This is a genomic window from Humidisolicoccus flavus (assembly GCF_045689595.1).
In the GTDB taxonomy this organism is placed as follows: domain Bacteria; phylum Actinomycetota; class Actinomycetes; order Actinomycetales; family Microbacteriaceae; genus Humidisolicoccus; species Humidisolicoccus flavus.
The window spans coordinates 1,683,040-1,707,583 of the sequence record NZ_CP142724.1 but is presented as its reverse complement, the minus strand read 5'-3'; the positions used below and the strand labels follow the sequence as shown (position 1 = coordinate 1,707,583).

Annotated in this window: 27 protein-coding genes; 19 read left to right on the top strand and 8 right to left on the bottom strand. The window is 63.0% G+C overall.

Translation table 11 applies throughout. The features are described from left to right. Nucleotides 1-114: 114 nt before the first annotated feature. The gene (gene purB, locus U2H20_RS08175; RefSeq protein ID WP_430591799.1) at nt 115-1,503 is read right to left on the bottom strand and encodes an adenylosuccinate lyase; all 1,389 of its coding nucleotides are present in this window, start codon (nt 1,501-1,503) and stop codon (nt 115-117) included. After that, a complete protein-coding gene (locus U2H20_RS08170; RefSeq protein ID WP_430591798.1) occupies nt 1,500-2,024 on the bottom strand; it encodes a low molecular weight protein-tyrosine-phosphatase in 525 nt (174 codons plus the stop codon). The genes purB and U2H20_RS08170 overlap by 4 nt, the downstream gene beginning before the upstream one ends. A 126-nt stretch (nt 2,025-2,150) precedes the next feature. Here U2H20_RS08170 and U2H20_RS08165 point away from each other — a divergent pair, with 126 nt between their 5' ends. Together U2H20_RS08165 and U2H20_RS08160 are read left to right on the top strand one after the other, a co-directional pair. Next, the gene (locus U2H20_RS08165; RefSeq protein ID WP_430591797.1) at nt 2,151-2,426 is read left to right on the top strand and encodes a hypothetical protein; all 276 of its coding nucleotides are present in this window, start codon (nt 2,151-2,153) and stop codon (nt 2,424-2,426) included. A 98-nt stretch (nt 2,427-2,524) separates the two neighbouring features. Then, a complete protein-coding gene (locus U2H20_RS08160; RefSeq protein ID WP_430591796.1) occupies nt 2,525-3,904 on the top strand; it encodes a hypothetical protein in 1,380 nt (459 codons plus the stop codon). Nucleotides 3,905-3,907: 3 nt separating this feature from the next. On the opposite strand, the gene U2H20_RS08155 is transcribed toward U2H20_RS08160, so the two are convergent. Then, on the bottom strand, nt 3,908-4,312 hold the full coding sequence (locus tag U2H20_RS08155) for a phage holin family protein (RefSeq protein ID WP_430591795.1): 405 nt from the start codon (nt 4,310-4,312) through the stop codon (nt 3,908-3,910). Nucleotides 4,313-4,370: 58 nt separating this feature from the next. Here U2H20_RS08155 and U2H20_RS08150 point away from each other — a divergent pair, with 58 nt between their 5' ends. The 13 genes from U2H20_RS08150 to rpsN all read left to right on the top strand — a co-directional run bounded on the left by U2H20_RS08150 (nt 4,371) and on the right by rpsN (nt 15,284). Continuing rightward, nucleotides 4,371-5,429: a histidinol-phosphate transaminase gene (locus tag U2H20_RS08150; RefSeq protein WP_430591794.1), complete on the top strand. Its 1,059-nt coding sequence runs from the start codon at nt 4,371-4,373 to the stop codon at nt 5,427-5,429. Nucleotides 5,430-5,452: 23 nt separating this feature from the next. Beyond that, nucleotides 5,453-6,562 (top strand): thiamine pyrophosphate-dependent enzyme, encoded by a 1,110-nt coding sequence (locus U2H20_RS08145; RefSeq protein WP_430591793.1) that lies wholly within the window; start codon nt 5,453-5,455, stop codon nt 6,560-6,562. After that, nucleotides 6,559-7,578 carry an alpha-ketoacid dehydrogenase subunit beta gene (locus U2H20_RS08140; protein WP_430591792.1) on the top strand — a complete coding sequence of 340 codons (1,020 nt, stop codon included), beginning with the start codon at nt 6,559-6,561 and terminating at the stop codon, nt 7,576-7,578. The genes U2H20_RS08145 and U2H20_RS08140 overlap by 4 nt, the downstream gene beginning before the upstream one ends. A 33-nt stretch (nt 7,579-7,611) precedes the next feature. Further along, nucleotides 7,612-8,907 (top strand): dihydrolipoamide acetyltransferase family protein, encoded by a 1,296-nt coding sequence (locus tag U2H20_RS08135; RefSeq protein WP_430591791.1) that lies wholly within the window; start codon nt 7,612-7,614, stop codon nt 8,905-8,907. 161 nt (nt 8,908-9,068) lie between these two features. After that, complete coding sequence (locus U2H20_RS08130) at nt 9,069-10,163, top strand: metal ABC transporter solute-binding protein, Zn/Mn family (RefSeq protein WP_430591790.1); 1,095 nt, start codon at nt 9,069-9,071, stop codon at nt 10,161-10,163. Then, complete coding sequence (locus tag U2H20_RS08125) at nt 10,129-11,019, top strand: metal ABC transporter ATP-binding protein (RefSeq protein ID WP_430591789.1); 891 nt, start codon at nt 10,129-10,131, stop codon at nt 11,017-11,019. The genes U2H20_RS08130 and U2H20_RS08125 overlap by 35 nt, the downstream gene beginning before the upstream one ends. Continuing rightward, entirely contained in the window at nt 11,016-11,804 is a 789-nt protein-coding gene (locus U2H20_RS08120; RefSeq protein WP_430591788.1) for a metal ABC transporter permease, read from the top strand. Before U2H20_RS08125 ends, U2H20_RS08120 begins: the two co-directional genes overlap by 4 nt. 73 nt (nt 11,805-11,877) lie before the next feature. Next, on the top strand, nt 11,878-12,696 hold the full coding sequence (locus U2H20_RS08115) for a metal ABC transporter permease (protein ID WP_430593616.1): 819 nt from the start codon (nt 11,878-11,880) through the stop codon (nt 12,694-12,696). Further along, nucleotides 12,693-13,088, top strand: a complete 396-nt coding sequence (locus U2H20_RS08110; protein ID WP_430591787.1) for a Fur family transcriptional regulator — start codon at nt 12,693-12,695, stop codon at nt 13,086-13,088. The genes U2H20_RS08115 and U2H20_RS08110 overlap by 4 nt, the downstream gene beginning before the upstream one ends. A gap of 126 nt (nt 13,089-13,214) precedes the next feature. After that, nucleotides 13,215-14,390, top strand: coding sequence for a hypothetical protein (locus tag U2H20_RS08105; RefSeq protein ID WP_430591786.1), 1,176 nt, complete (start codon nt 13,215-13,217; stop codon nt 14,388-14,390). 184 nt (nt 14,391-14,574) lie between these two features. Beyond that, complete coding sequence (gene rpmB, locus U2H20_RS08100; protein ID WP_430591785.1) at nt 14,575-14,811, top strand: 50S ribosomal protein L28; 237 nt, start codon at nt 14,575-14,577, stop codon at nt 14,809-14,811. Further along, entirely contained in the window at nt 14,811-14,978 is a 168-nt protein-coding gene (gene rpmG / locus U2H20_RS08095; RefSeq protein ID WP_141881247.1) for a 50S ribosomal protein L33, read from the top strand. The genes rpmB and rpmG overlap by 1 nt, the downstream gene beginning before the upstream one ends. Then, nucleotides 14,979-15,284: a 30S ribosomal protein S14 gene (gene rpsN / locus U2H20_RS08090; RefSeq protein WP_430591784.1), complete on the top strand. Its 306-nt coding sequence runs from the start codon at nt 14,979-14,981 to the stop codon at nt 15,282-15,284. Between the two features lie 62 nt (nt 15,285-15,346). Here rpsN and U2H20_RS08085 read toward each other — a convergent pair whose 3' ends face one another. Genes U2H20_RS08085 through U2H20_RS08075 form a run of 3 tightly spaced genes read right to left on the bottom strand, consistent with a single transcriptional unit; the run spans nt 15,347 to nt 18,574 of the window. Next, nucleotides 15,347-16,399, bottom strand: coding sequence for a YdcF family protein (locus U2H20_RS08085; protein ID WP_430591783.1), 1,053 nt, complete (start codon nt 16,397-16,399; stop codon nt 15,347-15,349). A 9-nt stretch (nt 16,400-16,408) separates the two neighbouring features. Next, complete coding sequence (locus U2H20_RS08080) at nt 16,409-17,125, bottom strand: phosphatase PAP2 family protein (protein ID WP_430591782.1); 717 nt, start codon at nt 17,123-17,125, stop codon at nt 16,409-16,411. Between the two features lie 36 nt (nt 17,126-17,161). After that, nucleotides 17,162-18,574, bottom strand: a complete 1,413-nt coding sequence (locus tag U2H20_RS08075; protein WP_430591781.1) for a PLP-dependent aminotransferase family protein — start codon at nt 18,572-18,574, stop codon at nt 17,162-17,164. A gap of 94 nt (nt 18,575-18,668) precedes the next feature. Between U2H20_RS08075 and U2H20_RS08070 the strand changes: the two genes are divergently transcribed. The 4 genes from U2H20_RS08070 to U2H20_RS08055 all read left to right on the top strand — a co-directional run bounded on the left by U2H20_RS08070 (nt 18,669) and on the right by U2H20_RS08055 (nt 22,728). Further along, on the top strand, nt 18,669-19,373 hold the full coding sequence (locus U2H20_RS08070) for a YczE/YyaS/YitT family protein (RefSeq protein ID WP_430591780.1): 705 nt from the start codon (nt 18,669-18,671) through the stop codon (nt 19,371-19,373). 272 nt (nt 19,374-19,645) lie between these two features. Next, nucleotides 19,646-19,930 (top strand): HU family DNA-binding protein, encoded by a 285-nt coding sequence (locus U2H20_RS08065; RefSeq protein WP_430591779.1) that lies wholly within the window; start codon nt 19,646-19,648, stop codon nt 19,928-19,930. Between the two features lie 105 nt (nt 19,931-20,035). Next, on the top strand, nt 20,036-21,973 hold the full coding sequence (locus tag U2H20_RS08060; RefSeq protein WP_430591778.1) for a cytochrome c oxidase assembly protein: 1,938 nt from the start codon (nt 20,036-20,038) through the stop codon (nt 21,971-21,973). Next, nucleotides 21,970-22,728, top strand: coding sequence for a histidine phosphatase family protein (locus U2H20_RS08055; protein ID WP_430591777.1), 759 nt, complete (start codon nt 21,970-21,972; stop codon nt 22,726-22,728). Before U2H20_RS08060 ends, U2H20_RS08055 begins: the two co-directional genes overlap by 4 nt. A gap of 20 nt (nt 22,729-22,748) precedes the next feature. On the opposite strand, the gene U2H20_RS08050 is transcribed toward U2H20_RS08055, so the two are convergent. Together U2H20_RS08050 and U2H20_RS08045 are read right to left on the bottom strand one after the other, a co-directional pair. Continuing rightward, the gene (locus U2H20_RS08050) at nt 22,749-23,600 is read right to left on the bottom strand and encodes a carbohydrate ABC transporter permease (RefSeq protein WP_430591776.1); all 852 of its coding nucleotides are present in this window, start codon (nt 23,598-23,600) and stop codon (nt 22,749-22,751) included. Further along, nucleotides 23,601-24,542 (bottom strand): carbohydrate ABC transporter permease, encoded by a 942-nt coding sequence (locus U2H20_RS08045; RefSeq protein ID WP_430591775.1) that lies wholly within the window; start codon nt 24,540-24,542, stop codon nt 23,601-23,603. It lies immediately after the preceding gene. Between the last annotated feature and the right edge of the window lie 2 nt (nt 24,543-24,544).

The window sequence follows — 24,544 nt, the reverse complement described above, 5'->3', positions numbered from 1 at the left end:
ACAAGCAGCAGGGCCTCAACGAAGAAGGGGGAACCGAGTAATCCGGTTCCCCCTTCTTCGTTGACGGGAAGCGTCACGCAGAGTCTCGCGTGCAGCGCTCCCCACTGCAGCGCATCAGCGAGGTGATGGCGCGAGGTTGGTGAGTTCGGATGCGAGTCCGACGTAGGTGTGCGGGGTGAGCTCACGCAAGCGAGCCTTCGCCTCGTCACCGATGTCGAGGCCGTCGACGAATTCGATCAGCTCGGCGCTCCCGATTCTGCGACCTCTCGTGAGCTCCTTCAACACGGCGTAGGGGTCGGCGATCGTCGAGCGACCCGCAACGACTTCAGCTCGGATCACCGTCTGGATCGCCTCGCCGAGCACCTCCCAGTTGCCGTCGAGATCTTCGGCGATGAGTGCCTCGTTGACGCTGAACTCCTTGAGTCCACGGTGAATGTTGTCGAGGGCGAGCAGCGAGTGACCGAGTGCGACACCGATGTTGCGCTGCGTGCTCGAGTCGGTGAGGTCGCGTTGCAGCCGGCTCGTGACCAGCGTCTGCGCGAGCGATTCGAGCAGTGCGCTCGCGAGTTCGAGGTTCGCCTCTGCGTTCTCAAAACGAATCGGGTTGACCTTGTGTGGCATGGTCGAAGAACCCGTTGCACCGGCGACCGGGATCTGGGTGAAGTAACCGAGCGAGATGTAGGTCCAAATATCGGTGCACAGGTTGTGCAGGACTCGGCCAGCGTGCGAGATGCGGCTGAAGAGCTCCGCCTGCCAGTCGTGGGACTCGATCTGTGTCGTGAGCGGGTTCCATTCGAGCCCGAGCGAGCCGACGAACTCTTCTGAACGGCGTGGCCAGTCGACACTCGGGTCGGCCACGAGATGCGCGCCGAAGGTTCCGGTAGCGCCGGAGAATTTGCCGAGAACAGCAACCTGTTCGACCTGATCCGCGAGTCGGTTCAAGCGATAGACGAAGACCGCGAACTCTTTGCCGAGTGTTGTCGGGGTCGCCGGCTGACCGTGGGTCCGGCTCAGCATCGGCAGGTCCTGGTGTTCCTTCGCGAGTGCAGAGAGCTGCCCGGTGACGCGGCGGAAGGACGGCAGCCACACCTTGTGGACGGCGTCCCGGATCGTGACCGCGTAGGACAGGTTGTTGATGTCTTCGCTCGTGCAGGCGATGTGAGTGAGTTCTGCGATGGATTCGAGCCCGAGAGCGTCGAGCTTTGCGCGGACGAGGTACTCGACCGCCTTCACGTCGTGCCGCGTCACAGCCTCGGTTGCCGCGAGCTCAGCGATTTCTGCCTCACCGAAGTTCGCCGCCCATTCGCGCAGTGCGCTCGCGTCGTCTTCCGAAACGTTCGGAGCAGAGAACAGTCCATTGTCGGCACAGAACAGAAGCCACTCGACCTCGACATACACGCGTGCCTTGTTGAGGCCGGCCTCCGAAAGGTACTCGCCGAGCCCTTCGACGGCGCCGCGGTACCGTCCATCGAGTGGGCTGAGTGGCTGCGGAGGCAGAGTCATTTGGATTCCTTTGTCTGGAGTGCGGGGAGAATCTGTCGAAACAGTTGCGTGCTCGCGATCTCGATCTGCTGGAGCACGGTGGAGAAGAATTCCTGGTCTGAGTAGTAGGGGTCTGGCACGTCGGGGATCCCGGATTCCGGGTCGAACGACATCAGCAATCTGACTTTCGCCTCGTCATCGCCGCTGGGTGCCCAGGACCGGAGCGTGCGCTCTTGTGATCGGTCGCACGCGATGATCAAGTCGTAGCGGTGAAACCACTCGGTCTCGAATTGACGGGCGCGGTGGCTCGAGGCCGGGTAGCCGCCGACGTTCAGGGCCTCGACGGTCCGATGATCGGCCTGTTCGCCGAGGTGGTAATCGCTCGTCCCGGCGCTCGAGATCAGCAGCTTGTGTTCGACTCCGGCGTGCTTCGCGAGTTTTGTGAAGACGGCTTCGGCCATGGGGGATCGGCAGATGTTGCCGGTGCACACGAAGCAGATTTTGAACACGGCGGACTGATCGGCGCCGGGTTCCATGCTCATTGCTCCATTCTCGCACTTTTCTCCACACCGCTCAGAGCGATCTTGCTTGTCTCGCTGATCGACCGTGCGCAGCAATGCAGCGCCTTCTGCCACGAGACTTCGTGGATTCGAGCCAAGGAGGAACGCGTGCTCACTCACATCTCGTCCGGTGGTCAGGCAATTGCCGCCGGCCCCGCTGCGCAACTGCTCAGCCAACTCGAAGACCTCATTGCAAGTACCCGTCGCGCAGAAGCGTTCTTGAGCGAGGCGAGCGCTGTGATCCCACGCGATGGTGGTCTGGACTGGTTCGGCGGAGCATCAGAAGCGTTCTTCCGCGAATGCGAGGCGCATCGAGCGAAGGTCGAGGCTGCGGCGAGCGATTTCGGTGCTGCCAGGAGCCTCATGATCGCGGCCATCCGATGAGCGCGTTGGGAGTTTCGACCGACGCCTTGGCGGTCTTCCTTCGGCAGCTCAGCGAGGGCGCTGCATGTTTGGTGCGGGCAAATCAATCACTCAGGGCGGTGACCTGGCCTCCCGAGTGGAGCCCCAACAACGATCTTCCCTACGATTCCTCGCTTGTCGGAGGGGCCTATCGTCAGCTCGAAGAGGGGCTCGCAAAGAACCTCGCGCTCGTCTCGCTGATCCAGCAATCGAAGGTCTCCCTCGCCCTCGCAGTCGAAATGTACGAGCGCAACGAAGCGATCAACGCCTTCCTGACGGGCACCGCTTGGTCGATCGGCGCGGAGGCGCTGGGCAGAATCGTTCATGACGCACTGCTCGGGGCCGGTGGGTTCGTCTTGTTCGTCGCAGTGCCCCTCGTGGTCGGTTATCTCTGGTGGCGCTTGCATTTGCCGCGCGGTGTCACTGAGAAGATTGAGACTGCGATCGGCAATATCGCAAACCGCTTCGGCATCGGCTCCCGTGCGCTCATGGAATCCGTGCTCGACTGGGTGAACAGCGAGGCCGGCGCGAAGACGCTGACCAATCCGAGGATGATCGCTCTGGTCGCCGAGGCGGTCTCAGCGAGTAACGCCTTCTTCGAAGGATTCATCGGCAAGCCTCCGGTCATTTTCGATCTCCTGGGAGCGAAGCCACAAGGTGACCTCGCTGACTCCGCGCGTGTGTTCGCACTCTTCGGCGGCATCGTCGGCGGTGCGGTCGGCGTGAACCGCCTGTTCGAAGTCACGGGCTTCCTGCCGCGGCCCCGGGGTTCGGCGCCGGTTACAGCACCAGCGACGAACTTCAGCGAGAAGTTCGAACGGATCCCCGAGGGTTCGACCGATGTCGTGATCTACGAGTACGAAGACGACAACGGTGCTCAACTGTTCGAGGTGTTCGTGAACGGCACGCAGGACTGGTCTGCGATCCCTGATCTCGAGTCGTTCGATCTCAGCGGCAATCTGCACAACGCTATGAACGAGGGTGGCGAGCAACTCCACGGAACAGCCCTGGCGGTGCAGCTGGCAATGCTCGATGCCGGGATCACGGCAGACGATCAGGTGTTGCTCAACGGATACTCGCAGGGGGCTGCGGCCGTTTCCGGTGTCGCCGCGACGGGTGCCTTCAATGTGGTCCAGCTCGTCACCTTCGGAAATCCCGCAGGGCAGATGCCGATGCCAGAGGCCGTCACACCTGTGACGGTGAACAACCTCGAGGATTTCGTGCCCGCACTCGGCGGCTCCGGGAACGAGTCAGGTGCGACGATCTTCACACCCGACGGTGTGATCGGCGATCCCGAGTCGTTTCTCGACGGTCACCTCACTCCGGCGTACCGCCATTCGACGAAGACGCTCGATGCTTCCGAGGACGCTGTCGTGCAGGCGAAGCTCGAGGAGTTCGCCAAATTCGGCAGCGGGTTCACACTGGTTCGTTCGACCGAATACGAGATCGAACGACGGTGAGTGCTAGCGCTTTCGCTGCTTCTCTTTGCCGACGACGGGGCGAGTGATCGCGGTGATGAGCCACGTCACGAAAGAGATCAGCAGTGCGCCGAGCACGCCCCACCAGAAGCCGTCGACCGTCAGGCCGAATCCGACTGCATCGGAGATCCAGTGCACGATCATCAACAGGAATCCGTTAACGATCAGTGCGATCAGTCCGAGGGTCAGGATGTACAGGGGGAACGCCACGATTCGAATGAGGTTGCCGAGGCTCGCGTTGATGACGCCGAACACGAGTGCGACGAGCAAGAACGTGACGATCGTCGCGAAGGTGGTGTCCTCGTACGGGGTCACTGAGATTCCTCCGACCACGAGGCTGACGAGCCAAATAGCAATTGCAGTGAAGACAACGCGCAAGAAGAATCTCATGAGGCAATTCTCGCACCATATGTCCCTGCATTGACAGCAGCGGGCATAGTCTGGGCGGGTGCCTGTGCGACCTAGACCTGGAATCGCGGCGGTCCCCCCGTACGCGCAAGGAAGACCTGCTCCAAGCGGCGGGTTCAAACTTTCGAGCAACGAGAACCCGTTTCCACCGTTGCCGAGTGTGCTCGACGCTGTCTCCGAGCAGGTGCAGTTCGTCAACCTCTATCCAGACGCGACTGCATCGAAACTCCGCGAGAGCCTGAGTCACGAACTCGGTGTCACCACTGATCGATTGCTCGTCACCGACGGCTCCGTTGCTGCGCTCGCGCAACTCCTGCTCGCCGTCGCTGAAACCGGTGATGAGGTCGTGTACGCGTGGCGCTCGTTCGAGGCGTACCCCTTGCTCGTAGCCACGACCGGCGCAACGAGCGTCCAGGTGCCATTGCGCGCCGATGCCTCGCACGACCTCGAAGCGATGGTGGCAGCGATCACACCGAAGACTCGGGCGATCATCGTGTGCAGTCCGAACAATCCGACCGGAACCCTGGTTCGTCAGGCGGAATGGGACGCCTTCCTTGCTGCAGTGCCCGACGACGTGCTCGTGATCCTCGACGAGGCGTACATCGAGTTCGTTCAGGACTCGGAGGCGATCGACGGGATCGTCGCTGCCGAGCAGGCGAACGTCGTTACGGTTCGCACCTTCTCGAAGGCATATGGGCTCGCAGGCCTTCGGGTTGGCTACGCGATCGGTGATGCCGAGCTCCTGCACGCGGTCCGCACCGCGGGGATTCCCCTCTCTGTCACCGGTCTCGCCCAGGCGGCGGCGACGGCAAGCCTTGCGGCGAAGGGTGAGCTCTTCGCTCGGGTCGAAACGCTCATCGCTGAGCGCGATGCGTTGCGAGAGGCACTGCTCGAGATCGGGCTTCCGGTGCCGGAGGCGCACGGAAACTTCCTGTGGATCCCGGTCCCACCGTCGCACCGTGACGCCGTCGAAGACGTCTTGCATTCGAACGGAATCGTCGCCCGGCACTTTCCCGAGGGAGTGCGCGTGAGTATCGGCGAGCATGCGGCATCTGAGAAAATTGTGAATTCGGCACGCGAGATCGCGAGACTTTTTTGACGATTCAGGAACTGGAGCGAAGTGTGAACACGGGACCACTGCGACTACTTGACGCGGAGGGCAATCGGGTTGAAAGCGACGCGACTGCAGAGTTTGCTGCGCTCGCCGCATCGCTCAGCACGGAGACGCTGCTTGCCATGCACCGCGAGATGGTGCTGACTCGACGCTTCGACACCGAAGCGGGCAACCTGCAGCGGCAGGGAAAGCTGGGGCTCTGGGTTCCGTCGATCGGGCAGGAGGGCGGCCAGGTCGGTGCCGCCTTCGCGCTTCGTCCGCAAGACACGACGTTCCCCTCGTACCGCGAGCATGTCGTCGCGCACACGCGAGGCGTCGAGTTCACGCAACTCATGGACGTATTCCGAGGAGCGGCACACGGCGGCTGGGATCCGAAAGAAACGCAGCGGTTCCGGATCTACTCGCTCGTGATCGGAACGCAGGCGCTCCACTCGGCCGGATACGCAATGGGCGTCGCGCTCGATGGCAAAGCCGCCACCGGCAACCTCGAGTCGGACGAAGCCGTGCTCGCATTCTTCGGCGACGGTGCCTCGAGCCAGGGTGACGTGAGTGAAGGATTCGTGTTCTCCGCGAGTTTCAATGCACCGATCGTCTACTTCATGCAAGACAACAAGTGGGCGATTTCCGTGCCCTCGACGACGCAGTTCAAGACGCCGATGCACGAGCGTGCTCGCGGCTTCGGTCTCTCCTCGGTCTGGATCGACGGCAACGACCCCCTCATCGGGTTCGCGGCAACGCGAACCGCGCTCGACGCCGCCCGTCAGCGCAAAGGCCCGCAGTTCATCGAAGCCGATACCTACCGAATTGGTGCGCACACCACGAGCGATGACCCGACGAAGTATCGTTCGAGCGACGAGGTCGAGGTTTGGCGCCGACGTGACCCGATTGTTCGGATGGCCGCATACCTTCGGAGCCTCGGCGTTGCCGAGTCCACGCTCGCAGAAATCGACACGGAAGCGGAAGACGAGGCCGCGGCAGTCCGCAAGCACGTCCTCGAGGCGCCGAATCCGCCGAGCGACATCATTTTCGACCACGTGTACAGCGACGATCACCCGCTGATGAACACGCAGAAGCGTTGGCTTGCAGAGTACGAGCGTTCTTTTGGAGATGAGTCATGAGCCAGACGGTGACATCAGCGACGACATCCGCGGGCGCTGAGACCGTGTCGATGCCGATTGCGAAGGCGATCAATGCTGGACTGCGCGCAGCGATGCAGGCCGACGAGAAGGTCCTGCTGATGGGCGAGGACATCGGACCGCTCGGCGGTGTCTTCCGCGTGACCGAGGGCCTGCAGGCTGAGTTCGGGAAAGACCGCGTCATCGACACTCCGCTCGCGGAGTCAGGAATCGTGGGAACGGCGATCGGGCTCGCGCTGCGCGGGTACCGCCCGGTGTGCGAGATCCAATTCGACGGATTCATCTACCCCGGCTTCGACCAGATCGTCAGCCAGCTTGCGAAGATCACGGCGCGTCACCGGGGCACGGTCTCAATGCCTGTCGTCATCCGGGTGCCCTATGGCGGACACATCGGTGCCGTCGAGCACCACCAGGAGAGCCCCGAGGCGTATTTCGCTCACACTTCGGGCCTGCGGGTGATGAGTCCGTCGACCGCTCACGATGCCTACTGGATGATGCAGGAGGCGATCGCGTCGAATGACCCCGTGATGTTCTTCGAGCCGAAGGCAAAGTACTGGGCAAAGGGTGAAGTGCAGTTCGCAGGTTCTGGCGCAAAGCCGGACGCTGCTCGCGTCGCGAAAGAGGGGTCCGACGTGACCCTGATCGGGCATGGGGCGATGGTGCACGTGCTCTTGCAGGCCGCGCAGATCGCAGAGTCCGAGGGCACGAGCGTCGAAGTCATCGACCTTCGTTCGCTCTCGCCCATCGACTACGAGCCGATCCTTGCCTCGGCCACGAAAACGGGCCGTGTCATCGTGGCGCAAGAGGCGCCTCAGCACGTGAGCGTCGGAAGTGAGATCGCAGCGACGATCCAGGAGCGTGCGTTCTACTCGCTCGAGTCTCCCGTGATTCGGGTTTCAGGCTTCGACGCACCATTCCCACCGGCAGCACTCGAAGCCGTCTACTTGCCCGACGCCGATCGCATTCTTGAAGCGGTCGACCGGGCCTTGGCCTACTAGCGGCCGTGAACAACAAACCAGAAGGAGTTCGCGATGCAGGAATTTGAACTGCCAGACGTTGGCGAGGGTCTCACTGAGGCCGAGATCGTGGCGTGGAAGGTCAAGCCGGGCGACTCCGTGACGATCAACCAGGTCGTCGTCGAAATCGAGACCGCGAAATCGCTCGTCGAACTGCCGAGCCCGTTTGCGGGAACCGTTGAAGAACTCCTCGTGGATTCTGGGCAAACGGTCGCGGTCGGATCACCAATCATTCGTATCTCCGGGTCGAGCGACAACGGCGAGGTTGCCGACACCGTGAGCGACGCGAACGCGAGTATTTCGAAGAACGAGACCGAGTCGGGTGCCGTGCTCGTCGGATACGGCGTGCGCGATGCTGCTGCGACCCGTCGCCGGAAGCCGACCACGGTTCGCGACGCGGGGCCGGCTCCTGCACCCACGAAGCCTTCGACCGTTCCTGCTGCAAGCGCGAGCCCGGTGGTGGCGAAGCCGCCGATCCGTAAACTCGCAAAAGACCTCGATGTCGACCTTTCGCAGGTGACGGCGACCGGTCTTGCCGGCGAAGTAACCCGCGAAGACGTGATCTCGCACGCGCAGCAGGCGAGCGTGTTCCGAAACATCACGACGCCGGCCTGGTCGGAGGAGCGCGAGGAACGGATCCCGGTCAAGGGCATTCGGAAGGTCATCGCGGACGGCATGGTCGATTCCGCGTTCAGCGCCCCGCACGTCAGTGTCTTCGTCGACGTCGATGCGACGCGCACGATGGAGTTCGTGAAGCACCTGAAATCCTCAACCGATTTCGCGGGCGTCAAGGTCTCGCCACTCCTGGTGATGGCGAAGGCGATCATCTGGGCGATTCGACGCAACCCGATGGTCAATTCGACCTTCTCGGGCGATGAGATCGTCGTGCACCATTACGTCAACCTCGGTATCGCTGCGGCAACACCTCGCGGCCTCGTCGTGCCGAACATCAAGGACGCTCAAGATCTGACCTTGCTGGAGCTTGCCAAGGCGCTCGAGCACTTGACGACGACCGCACGCGCAGGCCGGACGCAGCCCGCGGAGATGGCGAACGGCACCATCACCATTTCGAACATCGGGGTCTTCGGAATGGACTCGGCAACGCCGATCCTGAACCCGGGTGAAGTGGGAATCATGGCACTCGGCACGATCAAGCAGAAGCCCTGGGTGGTCGATGGCGAAGTTCGGCCGCGATTCGTGACGACCGTCGGTGGTTCGTTCGATCACCGCGTGATCGATGGTGACATCATCAGCCGCTTCGTCGCAGACGTCGCGTCGATCCTCGAAGAGCCTGCGCTCCTGCTCGATTAGGTCGGGGAGATCGTCGGTCTCCTCAGGTTCGACGAGCCCCTTGCATCGCCATTCAATTGACAATGATTCTCGATTTCGTTTAATGTTGCACGGCGCCGCAACGGCGTTGTGTGAAAGGAACGTTCATCGTGCGGCTTCGTCGATCTCTCCCAATTCTTGCTGTGGCAACGCTCGCGCTCGCGGGCTGCTCTGCCACCGGCGACACCGCAGGGGAGGGCAGCGGTGGTGAGGGGCTGCAGGTCGTGGCGACGACCACGCAGATCGGTGACTTCGTCAACAACATCGTTGGTGACGATGCTTCGGTGACCCAGCTCTTGAAGGTCGGCTTCTCCGCACACAGTTTTGACCCCAGCGCGAGCGACCTCCTCGCGCTCGGCAACGCAGACGTACTGGTCCAGAACGGCGCAGGGCTCGAAGAGTGGCTCGAGAGCGCGATCGACGCAAGCGGCTTCGATGGCACGATCATCGACGCGAGCACGGGCGCGCACGTCCACGAGAGCGATCACGATCACGAGCACGCGGAGGACGAGCACTCGCACGACGAGCATGCGGAAGACGAGCACGCGGAAGACGGGCATGCGGAAAACGGGCATGCGGAAGACGGGCATGCGGAGGACGAGCACTCGCACGATGAGCACGCGGAGAACGAGCACTCGCACGGCGACCACGACCACGACCACGGCGGCGTAGACCCGCACCTCTGGAGCGATCCGCACAACGCCATCCACATGGTCGAGACGATCGCCGATGGCCTCGTCGAGCTCGGTGGAGACAGCGCGCAGACCTTCCGTTCGAACGCCGACGACTACCTTGCCCAACTCGAAGCGCTTGACGCCTGGACCACCGAAGCCTTCTCTGTCGTTCCCGAGGACGAGCGGCTTCTCGTCACGAACCACCACACCTTTGGATACCTGGCGGAGACCCAGCACATCACGGTCGTCGGCAGCATTATGCCAAGCTTCGATGACAACGCCGAAGTCAGCGCGGCGCAGATCGACGAGCTCGTCGCGAAGATCAAAGACAGCGGCGTGAAGGCCGTCTTCAGTGAAACCAGCATCAACCCACAGGTCGCAGAAACCATCGCAACCGAGGCCGGCGTTGCAGTCTTTTCTGGAGAAGACGCACTGTACTCAGACTCGCTCGGTCCCGAAGGCAGCGCCGGAGCCACGTACATTGGAAGTGTCATTCACAATGTGCGGACCATGATTCAGGCGTGGGGCTATGAAGCTCCGAGCGTTCCAAGCGAACTGGAGTAACCCCACGAACACGATCCTTCGAGTCGAGAACGCCAAGTTCTCATACGACTCAGGCAAAATCGCCCTCTCGAACATCACCTTCGATGTCCGTGAGGGCGAAGCCGTTGGCCTCATCGGCCCGAACGGCGCGGGAAAATCGACCCTGTTGCACGGACTCCTCGGCACCGTCACCATGCAGGCCGACTCCTTCGAGCTCCTTGGTCGAACGCAGTTCAAGCCCGCCCCGGGGAGCGTCGGCCTCCTGGCGCAGTCCAACCACATCGACCCCGACTTCCCGGTCACGCTCGAGCAGGTCGTTGCCATGGGCCGGATCGCAGCACGACCATTCGGGTTCTCCCGCCGCGCGGATCGTGAGCGCGTGCGTGCTGCGATCGAACGCGTCGGTCTCTCCTCGCTCCGCTCCACAACATTCGGCGAGCTCTCCGGTGGGCAACGCCAGCGTGGGATGCTCGCAAGAGCGCTCGTTGCCGAACCGAAGTTGCTGTTGCTCGATGAGCCGTTCAACGGACTCGACGCCGAAAGCCGGGCCAGTCTGCAAGTGCTCATCGCTGCATTGCAGGCCGAAGGTGTCAGCTTCATCATCACGACGCACGACCTCGAGCTCCCGCGCGCGGTCTGTGATCGGGTGCTGCTCGTGAACGGCACGCAGATCGCATTCGATGCCACGGAGACCGTGCTCACGCTCGAGCAGGTGACCGAAACGTTTCAGGATCACGCGGTCGAGATCGACGGGCACACCCTTGCAACCTCCGAGCACAGCCATTCGCACAATCGGGCGAAAACAGGCGGTGCCAGGTCCTGGCGCGCTGACGAGCAGGAGTCCGTCGTCGAGCGCGGAAACCCAGATCGCGAATGATCGAGTTCTTTTTCGAGCCGTTTCAACTCCCGTTTCTCGCTCGAGCCCTGCTTGTGATGGTGACGCTGTCGCTCGCAGCCGCAACCGTCGGTGTGCTGGTGAATCTTCGACGATTCGAGTTCATCGGCGACGGGCTCACGCACACGGTGTTTCCGGGGATCGTCATCGGCTTTCTCGCGGGTGGAACTGGTGGGATCATGCTCGGTGCCCTGGTCGCGGCGGTGCTCTCGGCAGTGGTGTTCACCTATGTCGCTCGCAGGGGCACGGGGAGTGAAACCGGCGTCGCAATCATCCTGACGAGCTTCTTCGCGCTCGGCATCGTCATCGTTTCGACGCAGTCCGGTGCGATGGGTCAGTTGCAGGAGTTCTTCTTCGGCCGGTTGCTCACCGTGACGCAAACGATGGTGTGGCAGTCGATCGCAGTGGTCGCGGTCTCGGTCGTGCTTGCGCTCGTGACCTGGCGGGTGCAGGTGTTCCGCGCGTTCGATGAGCGAGGGGCTCGCGCAAGCGGGATCCGCACGCTCTCGAGCGACCTCACTCTGACGATCGCAATCGCACTCCTCGTTGTCGCCGCCTCTGCCGCAATCGGCACCTTGCTCGTCCTCGCCCTGCTCGTCGTCCCTGCCGCAACCGCGAGGCTCGTGAGTGCGCGAATCGGGATCATCGCCCTCGTTTCGGGCGTCTTCGTTGCGCTTGCCTCATGGTTCGGGCTCTCAACGAGCTTTTGGCTTTCCGTCTCGCAGGGTGTGAACGCTTCCCCGGGGCGACCGTGGTGCTCGTCATGATCACCGCGTACGCGCTCGTATTTCTCGCGCACAGTCTCATCGCTGCACGCCGGAAAGTGCGGAGTGCGTGACCATGGAATCGCTCCTGACATTTGACTACTTCACGCGCGCGCTCATCGAGGTGGTGCTCGCCGGCGCGCTCGCAGGCCTCGTGGGAGTGCTCGTCGTCATTCGTCAGCGCGCCTTCTTCACCATGGCGTTGACGCACGCGACCTTCCCCGGCGCGGTCATCGCCGCGCTCCTCGGGATAGCGGTCCCGATCGGCGCAGCCCTCGCCGCCGTGGTGCTCATCGGCGTCATGATGCTCGTCGGGCGGAATCGCACGCAGGGCTCGGCGGTTGCGAGCGGGATCGTGCTGACGTTCGGATTCGCGCTCGGCACCTTTGTGCAATCGATCGTGGTCGTGCCCATCGATGTCGAGTCGTTCCTGATCGGTTCAGTGCTCTCCGTCAACAACGGGCACCTCGCCCTGACCGCATCCATGCTCGTGCTCGTCGCGGTCGTCCTCATCGTGTTCGGGCGACAACTCGTCTTCTCAAGCTTCGACGCTTCCGGTTTCCGCGCCTTCGGGCTTCGCCTCGGCATGTCGGAGGCCTTGACGCTCTTGCTGATCGCGGCGACGGTCGTCTGCATCATGCCCGTCGTCGGCGCGATCCTCGGGGTTGCGCTCATCGTCGCGCCAGCCGCCGCCGCCAGGCTCCTGACCGGCAATGTCCGCGGAATGTTCGTGATCGCCCCGCTCCTCGGCATCTGCTCGGGAGTCGCCGGACTGTTGCTTTCTCGCACGCTCGGAACGAGCGCGGGCGGAACGATCGTGCTCGTCGCGACCGCGATCTTCTTGCTTGCGACTGTGATCCGACGAGGGCACCGGCTAGGTTTGAAGGCATCATGAAGCGAAACACGTGGCAGCGCGAGGCAGTGCGAGAGGCACTGAGCTCGAACGACGGTTTCGTGAGCGCGCAGACCCTGCACCAGGCCATGCGCGAGCAGGGTTCCCCGATCGGTCTTGCGACCGTGTACCGGACACTCGGCTCGCTTGCTGAAGCGGGCGACGCAGATTCGTTGCAGTCGGAGGGCGAAAGCCTGTACCGGGCGTGCACGCAGGGGCACCACCACCACCTGATCTGTCGACGTTGCGGGAAGACCGTCGAGATCGAAGCCAATGAGGTCGAGGACTGGGCACGGAAGGTCGCGACACATCACGGCTTCACCGCGCCGAGCCACATCGTCGACGTGTTCGGGCTCTGCGACGAGTGTTCCGCAAAGGCCGCGGCCGCGGCGTAACGGTTGCTTTGCGGCATTCCTCACAGTGGGAGGTTCCTGAACAGTTTGTGTGAGTCTCTTGAATCTCGGCCTGATTTCTCGCCCTTGCAGTGACAATGGTGGGAGGGCCGATCTGAAAGGACCACCATGACAGACTCGAACCAACCGCAATTCGCGGCTCACCAGCAACCTGGCCAGCCTCAGCAGCCAGCGCAGTACCAACCGGGCCAGAACTCAGGAGCTCCTGCACAGGCTCAGTTCGGGTTCTCTGATGAGCAGCAGGGGCGCTCGCAGCAGAATGCCTCGCAGCAGGCGTACGCGCCCGGGCGACAGGGCGGTCCGGAGCAGTCGAAGTCCACGAAGGACTCGGCCGCGGAACGCTTCGTGAACCGGAAGATCGCCGGAATCTCGCCAGTGCTGTTCGCAGCGATCATCCTGCTGGGCATTCTCGCGATTATGACCATCGCACTGATCTTCGTCGGTGAGTTCGAGGGCAAGGTTTCGCGAGTCATCGCGACTGTCATCGTGTTCGGTGCCTTCACAGGGCTTTTGGCCCTCGACATGGCCTTGTCGCGCAAGAGCGTCATTCCGCTCATCATCGGCGTCGTCGCAAACCTCTATTTCCTCGCGGTCTTGATGATCGTCATCTGGATCACGCCAACCAGCTGGGACTCGCCCTTCGTGTTCTTCGGTTCGATCATCTGGGTGATCGGTACCGTTCGCATTCTCGCGCTCGTCGCATGGTGGCTCGCGCTCGTCGGTGAGCGTTCCTCAACTTCGATGCTCCGCATCCTCGGTCGCATCACGGCGGCGCTCTTCGGCCTGATCGGTGTTGCCCTCACGCTTCCTGCCGTGATGGCTGCGTTCGAGACCGAGCCAGCTCAGCTCTACTGGCAGTTCACGATCGCGGCAATCGTGGTGACGGCGCTCGCAGTGTCCGTCGTCGTCCTCCTCGTCTGGAACGAGCGCAACGACCGGATCTCCGCCGCCGAGAAGCGCGCGCGTGAGCAGGGGCTGTTGCCACAGCAACAGCGCAGTTCCGTACCGTTCCCCGGTGGTGAACACGGTGTCGTTCCGAACCCTGCCGGCTCTTGGCCGAACCCGCAATACGGTTCGGGCCAGCCCAACCCCGGTCAGTACAACCCTGGCCAGTACCCTCAGGGCGGATTTCAGGGCCAGCAAGCCGCATCGGGCTTCGGTGGTCAGGGTCAGGCTCGTCCGGGCCAGCCCGGGCCGGGCGGATACACGGCGCAGTCATGGCCTCGCTACCCGAACGGTGAGCCACTGCCGGCGAACCCAGACGGATCGCCGAAGTTCCAGTAACGCCACGCTCGTCACGATCAAGAGAAATCGCGCATTGCACCTCGGTGCAATGCGCGATACTCTTTTCGTTTGTGTGGCGTTTTGCCGCACGGTACACATTCACCCCTTGAGCAATCAGCGGTAGTGGTGTGTGCAGGCAAGTGATCTTGGGTGGGGTTCGCCTCACGGTATCAAGGAGGAAACCATGGCAGCAGTCTGCCAGGTGACAGGAGCCGTTCCCGGTTTCGGTCACAACATTTCACACTCGCACCGCCGGACAAAGCGCCGCTTTGACCCGAACGTGCAAAAGAAGACCTATTACGTGCCGTCGCTTCGCCGCAACGTCACGCTCAACGTTTCGGCGAAGGGCATTAAGGTCATTGACGCTCGCGGCATTGAGTCCGTTGTCAAAGACATCCTCGCTCGTGGAGGGAAGATTTAATGGCAAAGGCACAGGACGTACGTCCAATCATCAAACTGCGTTCGACCGCTGGCACGGGGTACACCTACGTCACGCGCAAGAACCGCCGCAACAACCCTGACCGTCTCGTCTTGAAGAAGTACGACCCGGTCATCCGCCAGCACGTTGAATTCCGAGAGGAGCGATAAATGGCTAAGAAAAGCATGATCGCAAAGAATGAGCAGCGGAAGGTTATTGTCGCCCGCTACGCCGAGCAGCGCCTTGCGCTCAAGAAGGCACTCGTTGACCCAAACTCGACGGATGAACAGCGCGAAGAGGCTCGCTTGGGCCTCCAGAAGCTGCCACGCAACGCATCGCCCGTCCGCGTCCGCAAGCGCGACGCTGTTGACGGTCGTCCGCGTGGGCACGTTGGAGCGTTCGGCATCAGCCGTGTTCGCTTCCGTGACATGGCTCACCGCGGTGAGCTCCCAGGCGTGACCAAGTCAAGCTGGTAACTCGCGTCACCAAAAAAATACCCCCGGTTCGCCGGGGGTATTTTTTTGTGCAATCGAGGCAGTTAGGTGCCCTCGATCATTCGCATGACCGTGAACCAGAGTGCGACAAGGGCCGGCACCAATGAAAGCCCGAAGAGCACCGCGGAGAGCACGAAGTGGTCGCGCGCAACTGCGAGGAACTCGCGCAGGCTAGCGCTCGGCCGGTAGTAGACCGCGGTCGGCGCCCCAAGGGCATCGCCGTCGATCTCGAGTCGCCGCATGAGAGTCGCAGCTCGGAAGGCGTGATAGTCGCTCGTGACTACGGCGACCTTGCCGGTGACTCCGCGCGATTCGAGAATCACCCGCGTGAACTTCAGGTTCTGTTCCGTGGTCCGAGACTTGTCCTCGACGATCGTGCCGTCGAGATCGGGGTACTGCTCACGTGCGTAGGCCTCCATTGCGACGCCCTCGGCGCGAGTTTCGTCGTTGCCCTTACCGCCAGAGAACACGATCGGTGCAACGGGGTTGCTGGTGCGCGCCCGCTGCAACACCTTGACTCCGTGGCGGATTCGCCCGGCCAGGAGCGGCGGAACCGTGTCTCCCTTCAATCCTGAACCGAGCACGATGACGGCGTCTGCGGTGCTGGCTCGCTTCCGCGCGATCCGCGCATACACCCACGACCAGATCAGGAACGTCGTGAATGAGAACGCGACAAGGACGATTGGAAATCCGCCGAAGAAGAGGATGAAGAGGCCTGTGACGCTCTGGGTCGTCGCGGTCAAGACCGCAAGGACCAGGAGCGCCGCGAGCAGGATCCCCACCAGCAGCGACAGCATGTTCGCAAGAGATCGGCGCTCTCTTTGGAGCATGACGATGCCGTTGATGAGCAGTGCGCCGATCAGAAAAACGACAGTGAGCAGAATGAGCCCGAACATGCCGATAAAGAAGTACACCTCGGTCTTCATCGGGACCTTGATCGGATCGAGCAGGCTGAAAATCACTTCGAGGAGGACAGAGGACAGCATGAGCGCACCGATGACGAGCGCGAACCCGCTCCTGAGACGCCGAGCGTCCTTGACCGCGCTTCTCCAGGCGTACAGCAGGACAAGGAGCGCAGGCAGGATCGAGAACAGCACGGTTCAAGCCTATTGTTCTGCGAGCGAGCGCGATTCTTCCTGGAGGCGGTCAGAGCGCTGCTCGCGTCGCTGCCGGAACCACAGCACGATCACCCAGCACAGGACTGCCGCACCTGCCCCGATGGCAGCGCCCGAAACGACGTCACTGAACCAGTGGGCGCTCAGGAGCGTGCGTGAGAAGGCCATCGCGAGCGTTGCGAGCGCAGCCAGAATCCAGAGCCACCAGCGACCGAACACGATCGCCACAGCGATCGTGAGCACGGCGATGTTCGAGGTGTGTCCAGACGGGAAGGACTCGTCGTGCGTCGCGACGAGCACGTCCTCAGGCCGGGCCCGATCGAACAGCGGCTTCAAGAAGCTCACGATGAGGTAGCTCACGGCAACCGCCGTTGCGACGAAGACCGCCGCTTGCCAACGCCGGGAGGCTGCCCACACGATCAGCACGACGGCTATGTCGAGCGCGACAGCCCAAAGGCCACCGCCGTAGATGTTGGCGAACTCTGAGAAGGCGAGGAGTTCCGGGGTTCGGATCGACTGCGCGAGGGACTGCCAGAAGTTGTCGACCCCGAACGGGCCGTCGAGCCTCCGAAGGACCGCACCGATCACGACGACCGCGGTCATGAGCGCGAGCGCGATGAGGAGGAACAGTCGTTTGTGGCGTGATCGCGAAACCTGCGCACCCGGCGCGTGAATCGGGAGGGGCTGGCTCGCTTGGGGATCGCTCATTGGATCAGCGTAGATGCAAGTGCCTGGTTCTCGGCGTTACACGACGGCGGCGAGAGGCTCGCTCGGTGCCTTGCGTGCGCGCTCGATGCCGTCGTGCGCCATCACCTCATGCCAGGCGTTCGAAAGTCGCCGGAGACCTTCGCTCGTCACCTCTGGATCGAGCGAGATCGGGATCCGGGTGAAACGCTCGAATGCGCCGCCGATTCCGAAGCTCGGGCCGCTCGGAATGATGAGTCCGTGATCGCGAGCGGCGAGTGAGAGCTTGCTGGATGCCGCGAACGGCAATTCGATCCATGCCGCGAGCCCGCCAGGAACGCTCGGCATCGTCACGCCAGGCAGCGCGGGGATTCCGTCGGCGACGGCGTCTCGACCACGACGGAGGCGAGTTCTGATGTTGTCTCGGAGCGCGCTGCTGTCGGACAGGAGTTCGAGTGCGACGCACTGCTCGAGCGAGGAGGTGCCGAGATCGATCGACGGCCGAATCGCAAGGATCCTGCTCACGTGTTCGCGGCTGGCTCGGATCCAGCCGATCCGCATGCCGCCCCAGCTGATCTTCGACATCGATCCGACGAGTACGGCAGCGCCGTAGGCCGCGAGCGGGCGCGGGGTCCAGCCACGGTCGATATCGAGTTCGGTACAGGTTTCGTCTCCGATGAGGAGCGTGTCGGTCGCGCGGGTCGCTCGCGTCACCGCGGCGCGTACCTCCTCGGGCATCGTGGCCGAGGTGGGGTTGTGAAAATCGGGAATCAGGTAGGCGATCGAAGGTCGTTCACGGTGGATCGTGCGGGTGAGGTGCTCGACGTCCCAACCTTCACTCGTGACCGGACTCGGAATGAGCCGATGCCCCGCCCGCCGCAGTGCGGCGGTCGCGTGCGGGAACGCCGGCTGCTCGACGAGCGCGCTCCCGCGACGGCCGAGGGCTGCGACCACGAGGGTGATCGCGTGCATCGCACCGCTGGTGACGACGATTTGCTCCGGGGTGGTGGCGAGTCCTCGCTCGGTGTACCGGTCTGCGATGGCGGCGCGAAGCTCTGGAATTCCGTGGAGCGAGTATCCGGGTCCGGGCAGGAGGGTCGGGAGCCGGTCGAGGGCGCGGAGCGTCGCGGCGTGAAAGCCGGGTGCGGCCGGCACTGCGGCCATGGTGAAGTCGATCGCGCCGTCTCGGACTTGCGAAAACTTCGTCGGAGCGTCGATCGGGAGTGTCGCCCTCGTCCCCGAACCCTGCCGTCGATCCAAGAACCCGGCGTCGCTGAGCCGCTCATAGGCGCGGGTCATGGTCGCCCTGCTTCGACCGAGTTCGAGCGCGAGCACACGCTCGGAGGGCAGGCGTTCGCCGACCGGAATTCTGCCGTCGAGGATCAGGAGTCGAATTCGCTCGGCGAGGGCGGTGCTGAGGGGATCGGTGCCGGAGTCCCAATCGCCGAGCATCGGACCGAGTCGTGAGGTCATGGTGCAAGCATGCCGACAAGTGGACCCAAATGTACAGTCCACCTGCTCGCAAGTGGACTCCTTGCAGCGGACCACAGCAGTCCACACTGAGAGAGTGAAACTCCTGAAGAACATCACCATCCCGGTGACCGCGGCAAGCGGCCGCGATCTGAGCGAACGTCTCGTCGAGCTCCTGCTCGGGCTGAGCCTCTACGGCATTGCGCTCGCGCTCTTCGTGCGGGCGAATATCGGGGTGGGGCCCTGGGACGTCCTCAGTCTCGGGATCGTCGCGCAGACGGGGCTCGGCTACGGTCTCGTGACGGTACTGCTCTCGGGGGTCGTGCTGCTGCTGTGGATTCCGCTGCGGCAACGGGTCGGCCTGGGTTCCGTGCTCAACTCGCTCTGCGTTGGCACGGTGGCAGGGATCACGCTCACGGTGCTCCCCGAACCCGAGGGCCTCGTGCTTCGCATTGTCGAGTTCGCAGCTGCGATGCTGCTGCTCTCCTTCGCAACAGGGCTCTACGTTGCGGCCAACTTCGGGCCCGGCCCGCGCGATGGCTTGATGACCGGGCTCGTCCGAAAGCTCGGGTGGCCCGTGTGGCTCGTCCGCACCATGATCGAAGGATCGGTGCTGCTGATCGGGTGGCTGCTCGGAGGCCCGGTGGGCATCGGCACCGTGATCTTCGCGTTCGGGATCGGCCCGCTCATCCAGATGTTCCTCGGATTCTTCGTTCGCAGGCGAGCGGCGAGGACGACGCGGGAGACCGAACGTCGAGCGCTCCGCCGAGCAATGACGACCGAGACGCACCTCGGCTCCTAGTCCCGTTTTCGGCCGAAACCGGCGGAAAACAGCGAAGCCGTCCGGAATTTCGCGAGGAGCATACAAACCCGAAAACACCGGGATTTCAACGAAAAAAGGTCCAAATTGCCCGAAAATCGGTGAGTTTCCGCGAAATCTGGGGTGTGTCGCAACATGCGCAGCGGCTCCTGGAGTACCGTCATGGTGGATTAACCGCGGGATTCCGCGGGTTTTCCACCAATCGTTCTCGTCTCTGGCGGGAACCCCGAATGTCACGTCCAGGAGGACTAATCATGGCTGAGACCATTAACAAGACAACCCTCGTTGCAAACATCGCAGGCGCTAAGGGCCTGAGCCAGGCTGACGTCAGCAAGGTCCTCGATGGCCTGTTCGACGAAATCTCCGGTGCCGTTGCCAAGGGTGACAAGGTATCGATCCCCGGCTTCCTCTCCGCAGAGCGCACCGCAACCGCTGCTCGCACCGGTCGCAACCCACAGACTGGCGAAGAGATCAAGATCGCCGCTGGCCACCGCGTCAAGTTGACCGCTGGTAGCAAGCTCAAGGCAGCCGTCAAGTAATTTCGGTTTCCCTGGCAGAAGGCCCCGCTTCGGCGGGGCCTTCTGCTGTTTCGAAGGATCCCCGTCGATCTTCCCCGTCATAGCGAAGGGTCGTAGGCTTACTCAGTGCCCAAACTGCGTCTGATCGCCCCGCTTATGGTGCTCTCGGTCGCCGTCGTCGTCCTGCTTGCAGCGCTCGAATTCGGTGGCGGAGCTGCGCCACTCACCTTCGGCGACGCTGGGCCGGTCGTTCGGTATGGCATCCCGCTCACGAAGGTCGTCCAGCAACTCGGATTCGCGGCGATGCTCGGCGGGCTCGTCTTCGCCTGTTACTCGCTCGTGCCAGAGAGCAAGGCCTGGAACGCGACGCTCGACGGTGCGACGTTTGGCGCTGGGGTCGCGGCCGTGGCTTCGGGTGCGAACGCATTCTTGAACTACCGCATCGTCGACACCTCACCGATCACCTACGACGAGCGCTTCAGCGGCTCTCTCGTCCTGTTCTTCATGGACACCGAGCGTGGACGGATCCTGCTCGGCATGACGCTGATGCTCGCAGTCATCACCGCACTCCTCATCATCGTTCGGAGCGCCACGGGCGCCGCCTGGCTCACCGTGTTCTCCGCCGCTCCGATCGCCCTGCTGGCCGAACTCGGGCACAGCGGTGGCACCGAAACGCACACGATTGCGGTTTCGGGCATCTGGATCCACATCGTCTTCGCAGCGATCTGGCTCGGCGGGCTGTTCCACCTCGCACTGCAGATGAAACTCACGGCGCCGAAGTTCGGCGACGCAGTTCGCCGCTATTCGAGTCTCGCGCTCGTGAGCTTCTTCCTGGTGGCAGGTTCGGGATTCATCTCCGCCTGGATCAGAGTCGGCTCCTTCGAGGCCTTGACGACCCCGTACGGCGTGCTCGTGATCGCCAAATCGCTCGCGCTGCTCGCGCTCGGGGCATTCGGTGCGCTGGTGCGCCTGAAGTTCCTGCCGAGGCTCGAGCGAGGGCTTTCCAAGGGGCGGTTCTTCCTGGCGGAGCTCGTGGTCATGGCCACGGCGATCGGGCTGGCCTCCGGGCTGGCGCAGACACGGACGCCGGTCGTAGAAGAGATCGCCGGCGAAGGCAGCTCCGCCGCACGGATTCTCACCGGAAAAGATCTGCCACCACCCTTCGACATCACGCGCCTCTTCACCGAGTGGGGCATCGATCCGCTGTGGAGCGCGATCTGCGCGCTCTTCGCGTTCTTCTACATCGCTGCATTCGTGCGGCTCCGCAAGCGCGGGGATTCCTGGCCGGTCGTTCGCCTCATCAGTTGGCTCTCGGGAATCCTGCTGTTGTGGTGGTGCACGAACGGCTCACTGAACCTGTACCAGGAGTTCCAGTTCTCGCTGCACATGCTCGTGCACATGCTGCTCGGCATGGCGGTCCCCGTCTTGCTGGTTCCGGGGGCACCGATCACACTGGCTCTTCGCACGATCAACGGTCGTCGCGACGGCACGCTCGGTGGACGAGAGTGGCTGCTGCGGATCGTGCACTCGAAGTGGATGTCGTTCATCGCGCATCCGATCGTTGCCGCCGCGCTCTTCATCGGAAGCCTTTGGGTGTTCTACTACACGCCGATGTTCCGCTGGGCCACGACCGAGCACATCGGACACATCTGGATGGTCGTCCACTTCGTCGGCAGCGGGTACTTGTTCGTGCAGACGATCATCGGGATCGACCCGGGTCCGAAGCGACCGCCGTACCCGTTCCGACTCCTGCTGTTGCTCGCGGCAATGGCCGGTCACGCCTTCTTCGGCCTCTCGATCATGATGAGCGAGAACCTCATGCTCGCGGACTGGTTCGGCGCAATGGGCAACGGCATCGATGCGCTCGCCGACCAGCAGGTCGGCGGCGGGATCACCTGGTCGATCGGTGAGATCCCGACGATCACGCTCGCGATCTACACGGCATTCATGTGGTCGCGTTCCGACACGAAGGAACAAAAACGACTCGACCGGAAGGCCGACCGCGACGGCGACTCCGACCTCAGCGAATACAACGCAATGCTGGAAAGGATGGCCAAGCGATGAGCACGACGAACTCTCTGCACGAGCAACTCCACGAAGCGGTGGTTGCGGCGGCACGCGGCGTTGATCTGCACTTGCACTTCATCCGTCACGCTGAAACGAAATTCAATACGCAGCACCTGCTGCAGGGCTGGTCGGACTCCGCGGTGACCGAACTCGGCGCGCAGCAGATCGACGCACTCTCCCGAGCGTTCCACGACGTCGAGCTCGACTTCGTGTACTCCAGCGACCTCCCACGCACGCGGACGACGACGGCCGGACTGACGCTGCCGCACCCTGAGGTGACGGTCGAGTTCCGAGAGGCGCTTCGCGAATGGAACTTCGGCGCGCACGAGGAGCGCCCTGCGGTCGAGATCTACCGCAAACTCATCGAGTCTCGTGGCCTTGAGGTCGACGACTCGCTCTCCTCGATGCAGCAGCTCGCCGCAGGCCTCCACACCGACGACATCTTCGACGCGATTGCCGAAGTGGACGAGTCAGGCACGAGCGAGCGTGCGCAGATCGCGATGGTGCGGATCTCGTCGATCCTGCAGGAGATCCTGCGGGAGTCGAAATCCTTGGAGGCTCGCAATGGACGGACGCCTCGCATCGCGGTCGTCAGCCATGGCGGAGTGATTCCGACCATGGTTCGCCAGCTCGTCCCGAGCGCCAGCCCAGAGGCACTGCTGCCGAACTGCTCCGTGACGACCGTCCAGATCTCGGACGGAACGATCACGCTCGAAGGCATGGGCGTTCCGCCCGAATCATTTTCGCTCTGACCCGATCGAGCGGCTCGCTCTTAGTTCGCGAGCCCGCCCGAGGCGTAGCCGTCGATGAACTTCTTCTGCGCTGCAATGAAGAGCACGATGACCGGCAGGGCCATGATGATGCCGGCCGCGCTCACGAGCGACCAGTCCGTGGTGAAGCCCTGCTGGAATGAGTAGAGCGAGAGCGCGACCGGTTGCGAACTGCGATCTTGAATGAAGGTCACCGCGAGCATGAACTCGTTGTAAGCCTGCAATCCCGCGACGAGCGCAGCGGTGAGCACGCCTGGCCACACCATCGGCATGACGATCCGGAAGAACAGGCGGAGTTCGCCCGCGCCGTCGATCCGTGCGGCCTCGATGTACTCGTTCGGGAGGCCGATCATGAAGGAGCGGATCAACAGCGTCGCGAAGGGGCTGTACACGGCCATGTAGATGATCACGAGACCGATTCGCTCGTTGTAGAGGCCGAGGAACGACCACCAGCTCACGAGCGGCACCAGGAACAACTGGATCGGGAGTGACGACGACACGAGCAGCCACATGATCCAGGCGCCCTTGCCGGGCAGGTTCAGGCGCGTCATGGCGTACGCGGCCATCGAGGCGATGAGTGCGACCCCGACCGCCGTGAGGATCGCGATCATTCCACTGTTGAGCAGCGCGGTGCCCATGCGGGCCTGCTGCCAGGCCTCAGCGAAGTTCTCCCAGTTCCACTGCTCCGGAAGTCCCATCGGGTTGGACGCGATCTCGCGGGAAGACTTCAGGGAGTTGAACCCGAAGATCACGAGCGGCGCGAGCGCGTAGATGCCGAGGATGATCAGGATCAGCCACGGCACGAAGGCGCCGATGCGCTGACGAGCGCGGAATTTCACAGGCTGCATCGACATTTACACATCCCATTTCATGCGTCGGCGCAGCACCAGGTATCCGAGCACGGTGATCGCGCTGATGGCCGAGAGCAGCATCGCAACGGCTGAGGCGTAGCCCTGGCGCTGGTTCATGAACGCTTCGCGGTAGAGCAGTGTGCTGAGCACATCGGTAGAGCCGGCGGGACCGCCCTGGGTAAGGACGTAAATGTAGTCGAAGACCAGGAACGACCAGATCACGGTCATGAGCGCCAAGAAGACGAACGTCGGTCGGATCGAGGGCAGCGTGATGTTCCAGAACTCGCGGAAGGGACCCGCGCCGTCGAGGCGAGCGGCCTCGTACAGTGCCGGGTCAACGGCCTGCATCGATGCGAGGAAGATGACGAGCAGGAATCCCCACCACTGCCAGGTGTTGATGAACGCGACCGAGCCGAGGGCGAGCGAGGGGTTTCCGAGGAAGTTGACGTCGACGAGGAACGGAAGGCCGAGGTCGGCCAGGACGGTGCCGATGCCGCCGTTCGGGTCGAGGATTTGGCGCCAGATGGCGGCGGAGACGACGGTCGCGAGCACGTAGGGAATGAAGTAGAGCACGCGGAAGAGAATCTGCCCGCGCTTCACGCGGGAGAGCAGGAATGCGCCGACGAGACCCATGGCCATGGGCACGATCAGGAAGAAGAGGGTCCAGAGCACGTTGTGGACCAGCGCGTTCCAGACGGCGGGCGAGTTCAGCATCTCGGCATAGTTCGCGAGCCCGATGAACTCGGGGGCGGCGAGCCCGTTCCAATCAGTGAACGAGTAGAAGACCGAAGCCGCGCCCGGTCCGGTGATGACGAACAGGTTGATGAGCAGGAGCGGCGAGACGAACAGCCATGCGATGAGGCGGCCGTGCTTGCGCGCACGACGCGGCCGCGGCGGGGATGCCTTTGCATCCCGCCGCGACCGCGATGGTGAAAGTACGGACAAGG

Coding starts and splice junctions, on each gene's coding strand:
- purB (WP_430591799.1), bottom strand. CDS start 1,503: ATGACTCTGCCTCCGCAGCCACTCAGCCCACTCGATGGACGGTACCGC.
- U2H20_RS08170 (WP_430591798.1), bottom strand. CDS start 2,024: ATGAGCATGGAACCCGGCGCCGATCAGTCCGCCGTGTTCAAAATCTGC.
- U2H20_RS08155 (WP_430591795.1), bottom strand. CDS start 4,312: ATGAGATTCTTCTTGCGCGTTGTCTTCACTGCAATTGCTATTTGGCTC.
- U2H20_RS08140 (WP_430591792.1), top strand. CDS start 6,559: ATGAGCCAGACGGTGACATCAGCGACGACATCCGCGGGCGCTGAGACC.
- U2H20_RS08135 (WP_430591791.1), top strand. CDS start 7,612: ATGCAGGAATTTGAACTGCCAGACGTTGGCGAGGGTCTCACTGAGGCC.
- U2H20_RS08125 (WP_430591789.1), top strand. CDS start 10,129: ATGAAGCTCCGAGCGTTCCAAGCGAACTGGAGTAACCCCACGAACACG.
- U2H20_RS08120 (WP_430591788.1), top strand. CDS start 11,016: ATGATCGAGTTCTTTTTCGAGCCGTTTCAACTCCCGTTTCTCGCTCGA.
- U2H20_RS08115 (WP_430593616.1), top strand. CDS start 11,878: ATGGAATCGCTCCTGACATTTGACTACTTCACGCGCGCGCTCATCGAG.
- U2H20_RS08110 (WP_430591787.1), top strand. CDS start 12,693: ATGAAGCGAAACACGTGGCAGCGCGAGGCAGTGCGAGAGGCACTGAGC.
- U2H20_RS08105 (WP_430591786.1), top strand. CDS start 13,215: ATGACAGACTCGAACCAACCGCAATTCGCGGCTCACCAGCAACCTGGC.
- rpmB (WP_430591785.1), top strand. CDS start 14,575: ATGGCAGCAGTCTGCCAGGTGACAGGAGCCGTTCCCGGTTTCGGTCAC.
- rpmG (WP_141881247.1), top strand. CDS start 14,811: ATGGCAAAGGCACAGGACGTACGTCCAATCATCAAACTGCGTTCGACC.
- rpsN (WP_430591784.1), top strand. CDS start 14,979: ATGGCTAAGAAAAGCATGATCGCAAAGAATGAGCAGCGGAAGGTTATT.
- U2H20_RS08080 (WP_430591782.1), bottom strand. CDS start 17,125: ATGAGCGATCCCCAAGCGAGCCAGCCCCTCCCGATTCACGCGCCGGGT.
- U2H20_RS08075 (WP_430591781.1), bottom strand. CDS start 18,574: ATGACCTCACGACTCGGTCCGATGCTCGGCGATTGGGACTCCGGCACC.
- U2H20_RS08065 (WP_430591779.1), top strand. CDS start 19,646: ATGGCTGAGACCATTAACAAGACAACCCTCGTTGCAAACATCGCAGGC.
- U2H20_RS08055 (WP_430591777.1), top strand. CDS start 21,970: ATGAGCACGACGAACTCTCTGCACGAGCAACTCCACGAAGCGGTGGTT.
- U2H20_RS08050 (WP_430591776.1), bottom strand. CDS start 23,600: ATGTCGATGCAGCCTGTGAAATTCCGCGCTCGTCAGCGCATCGGCGCC.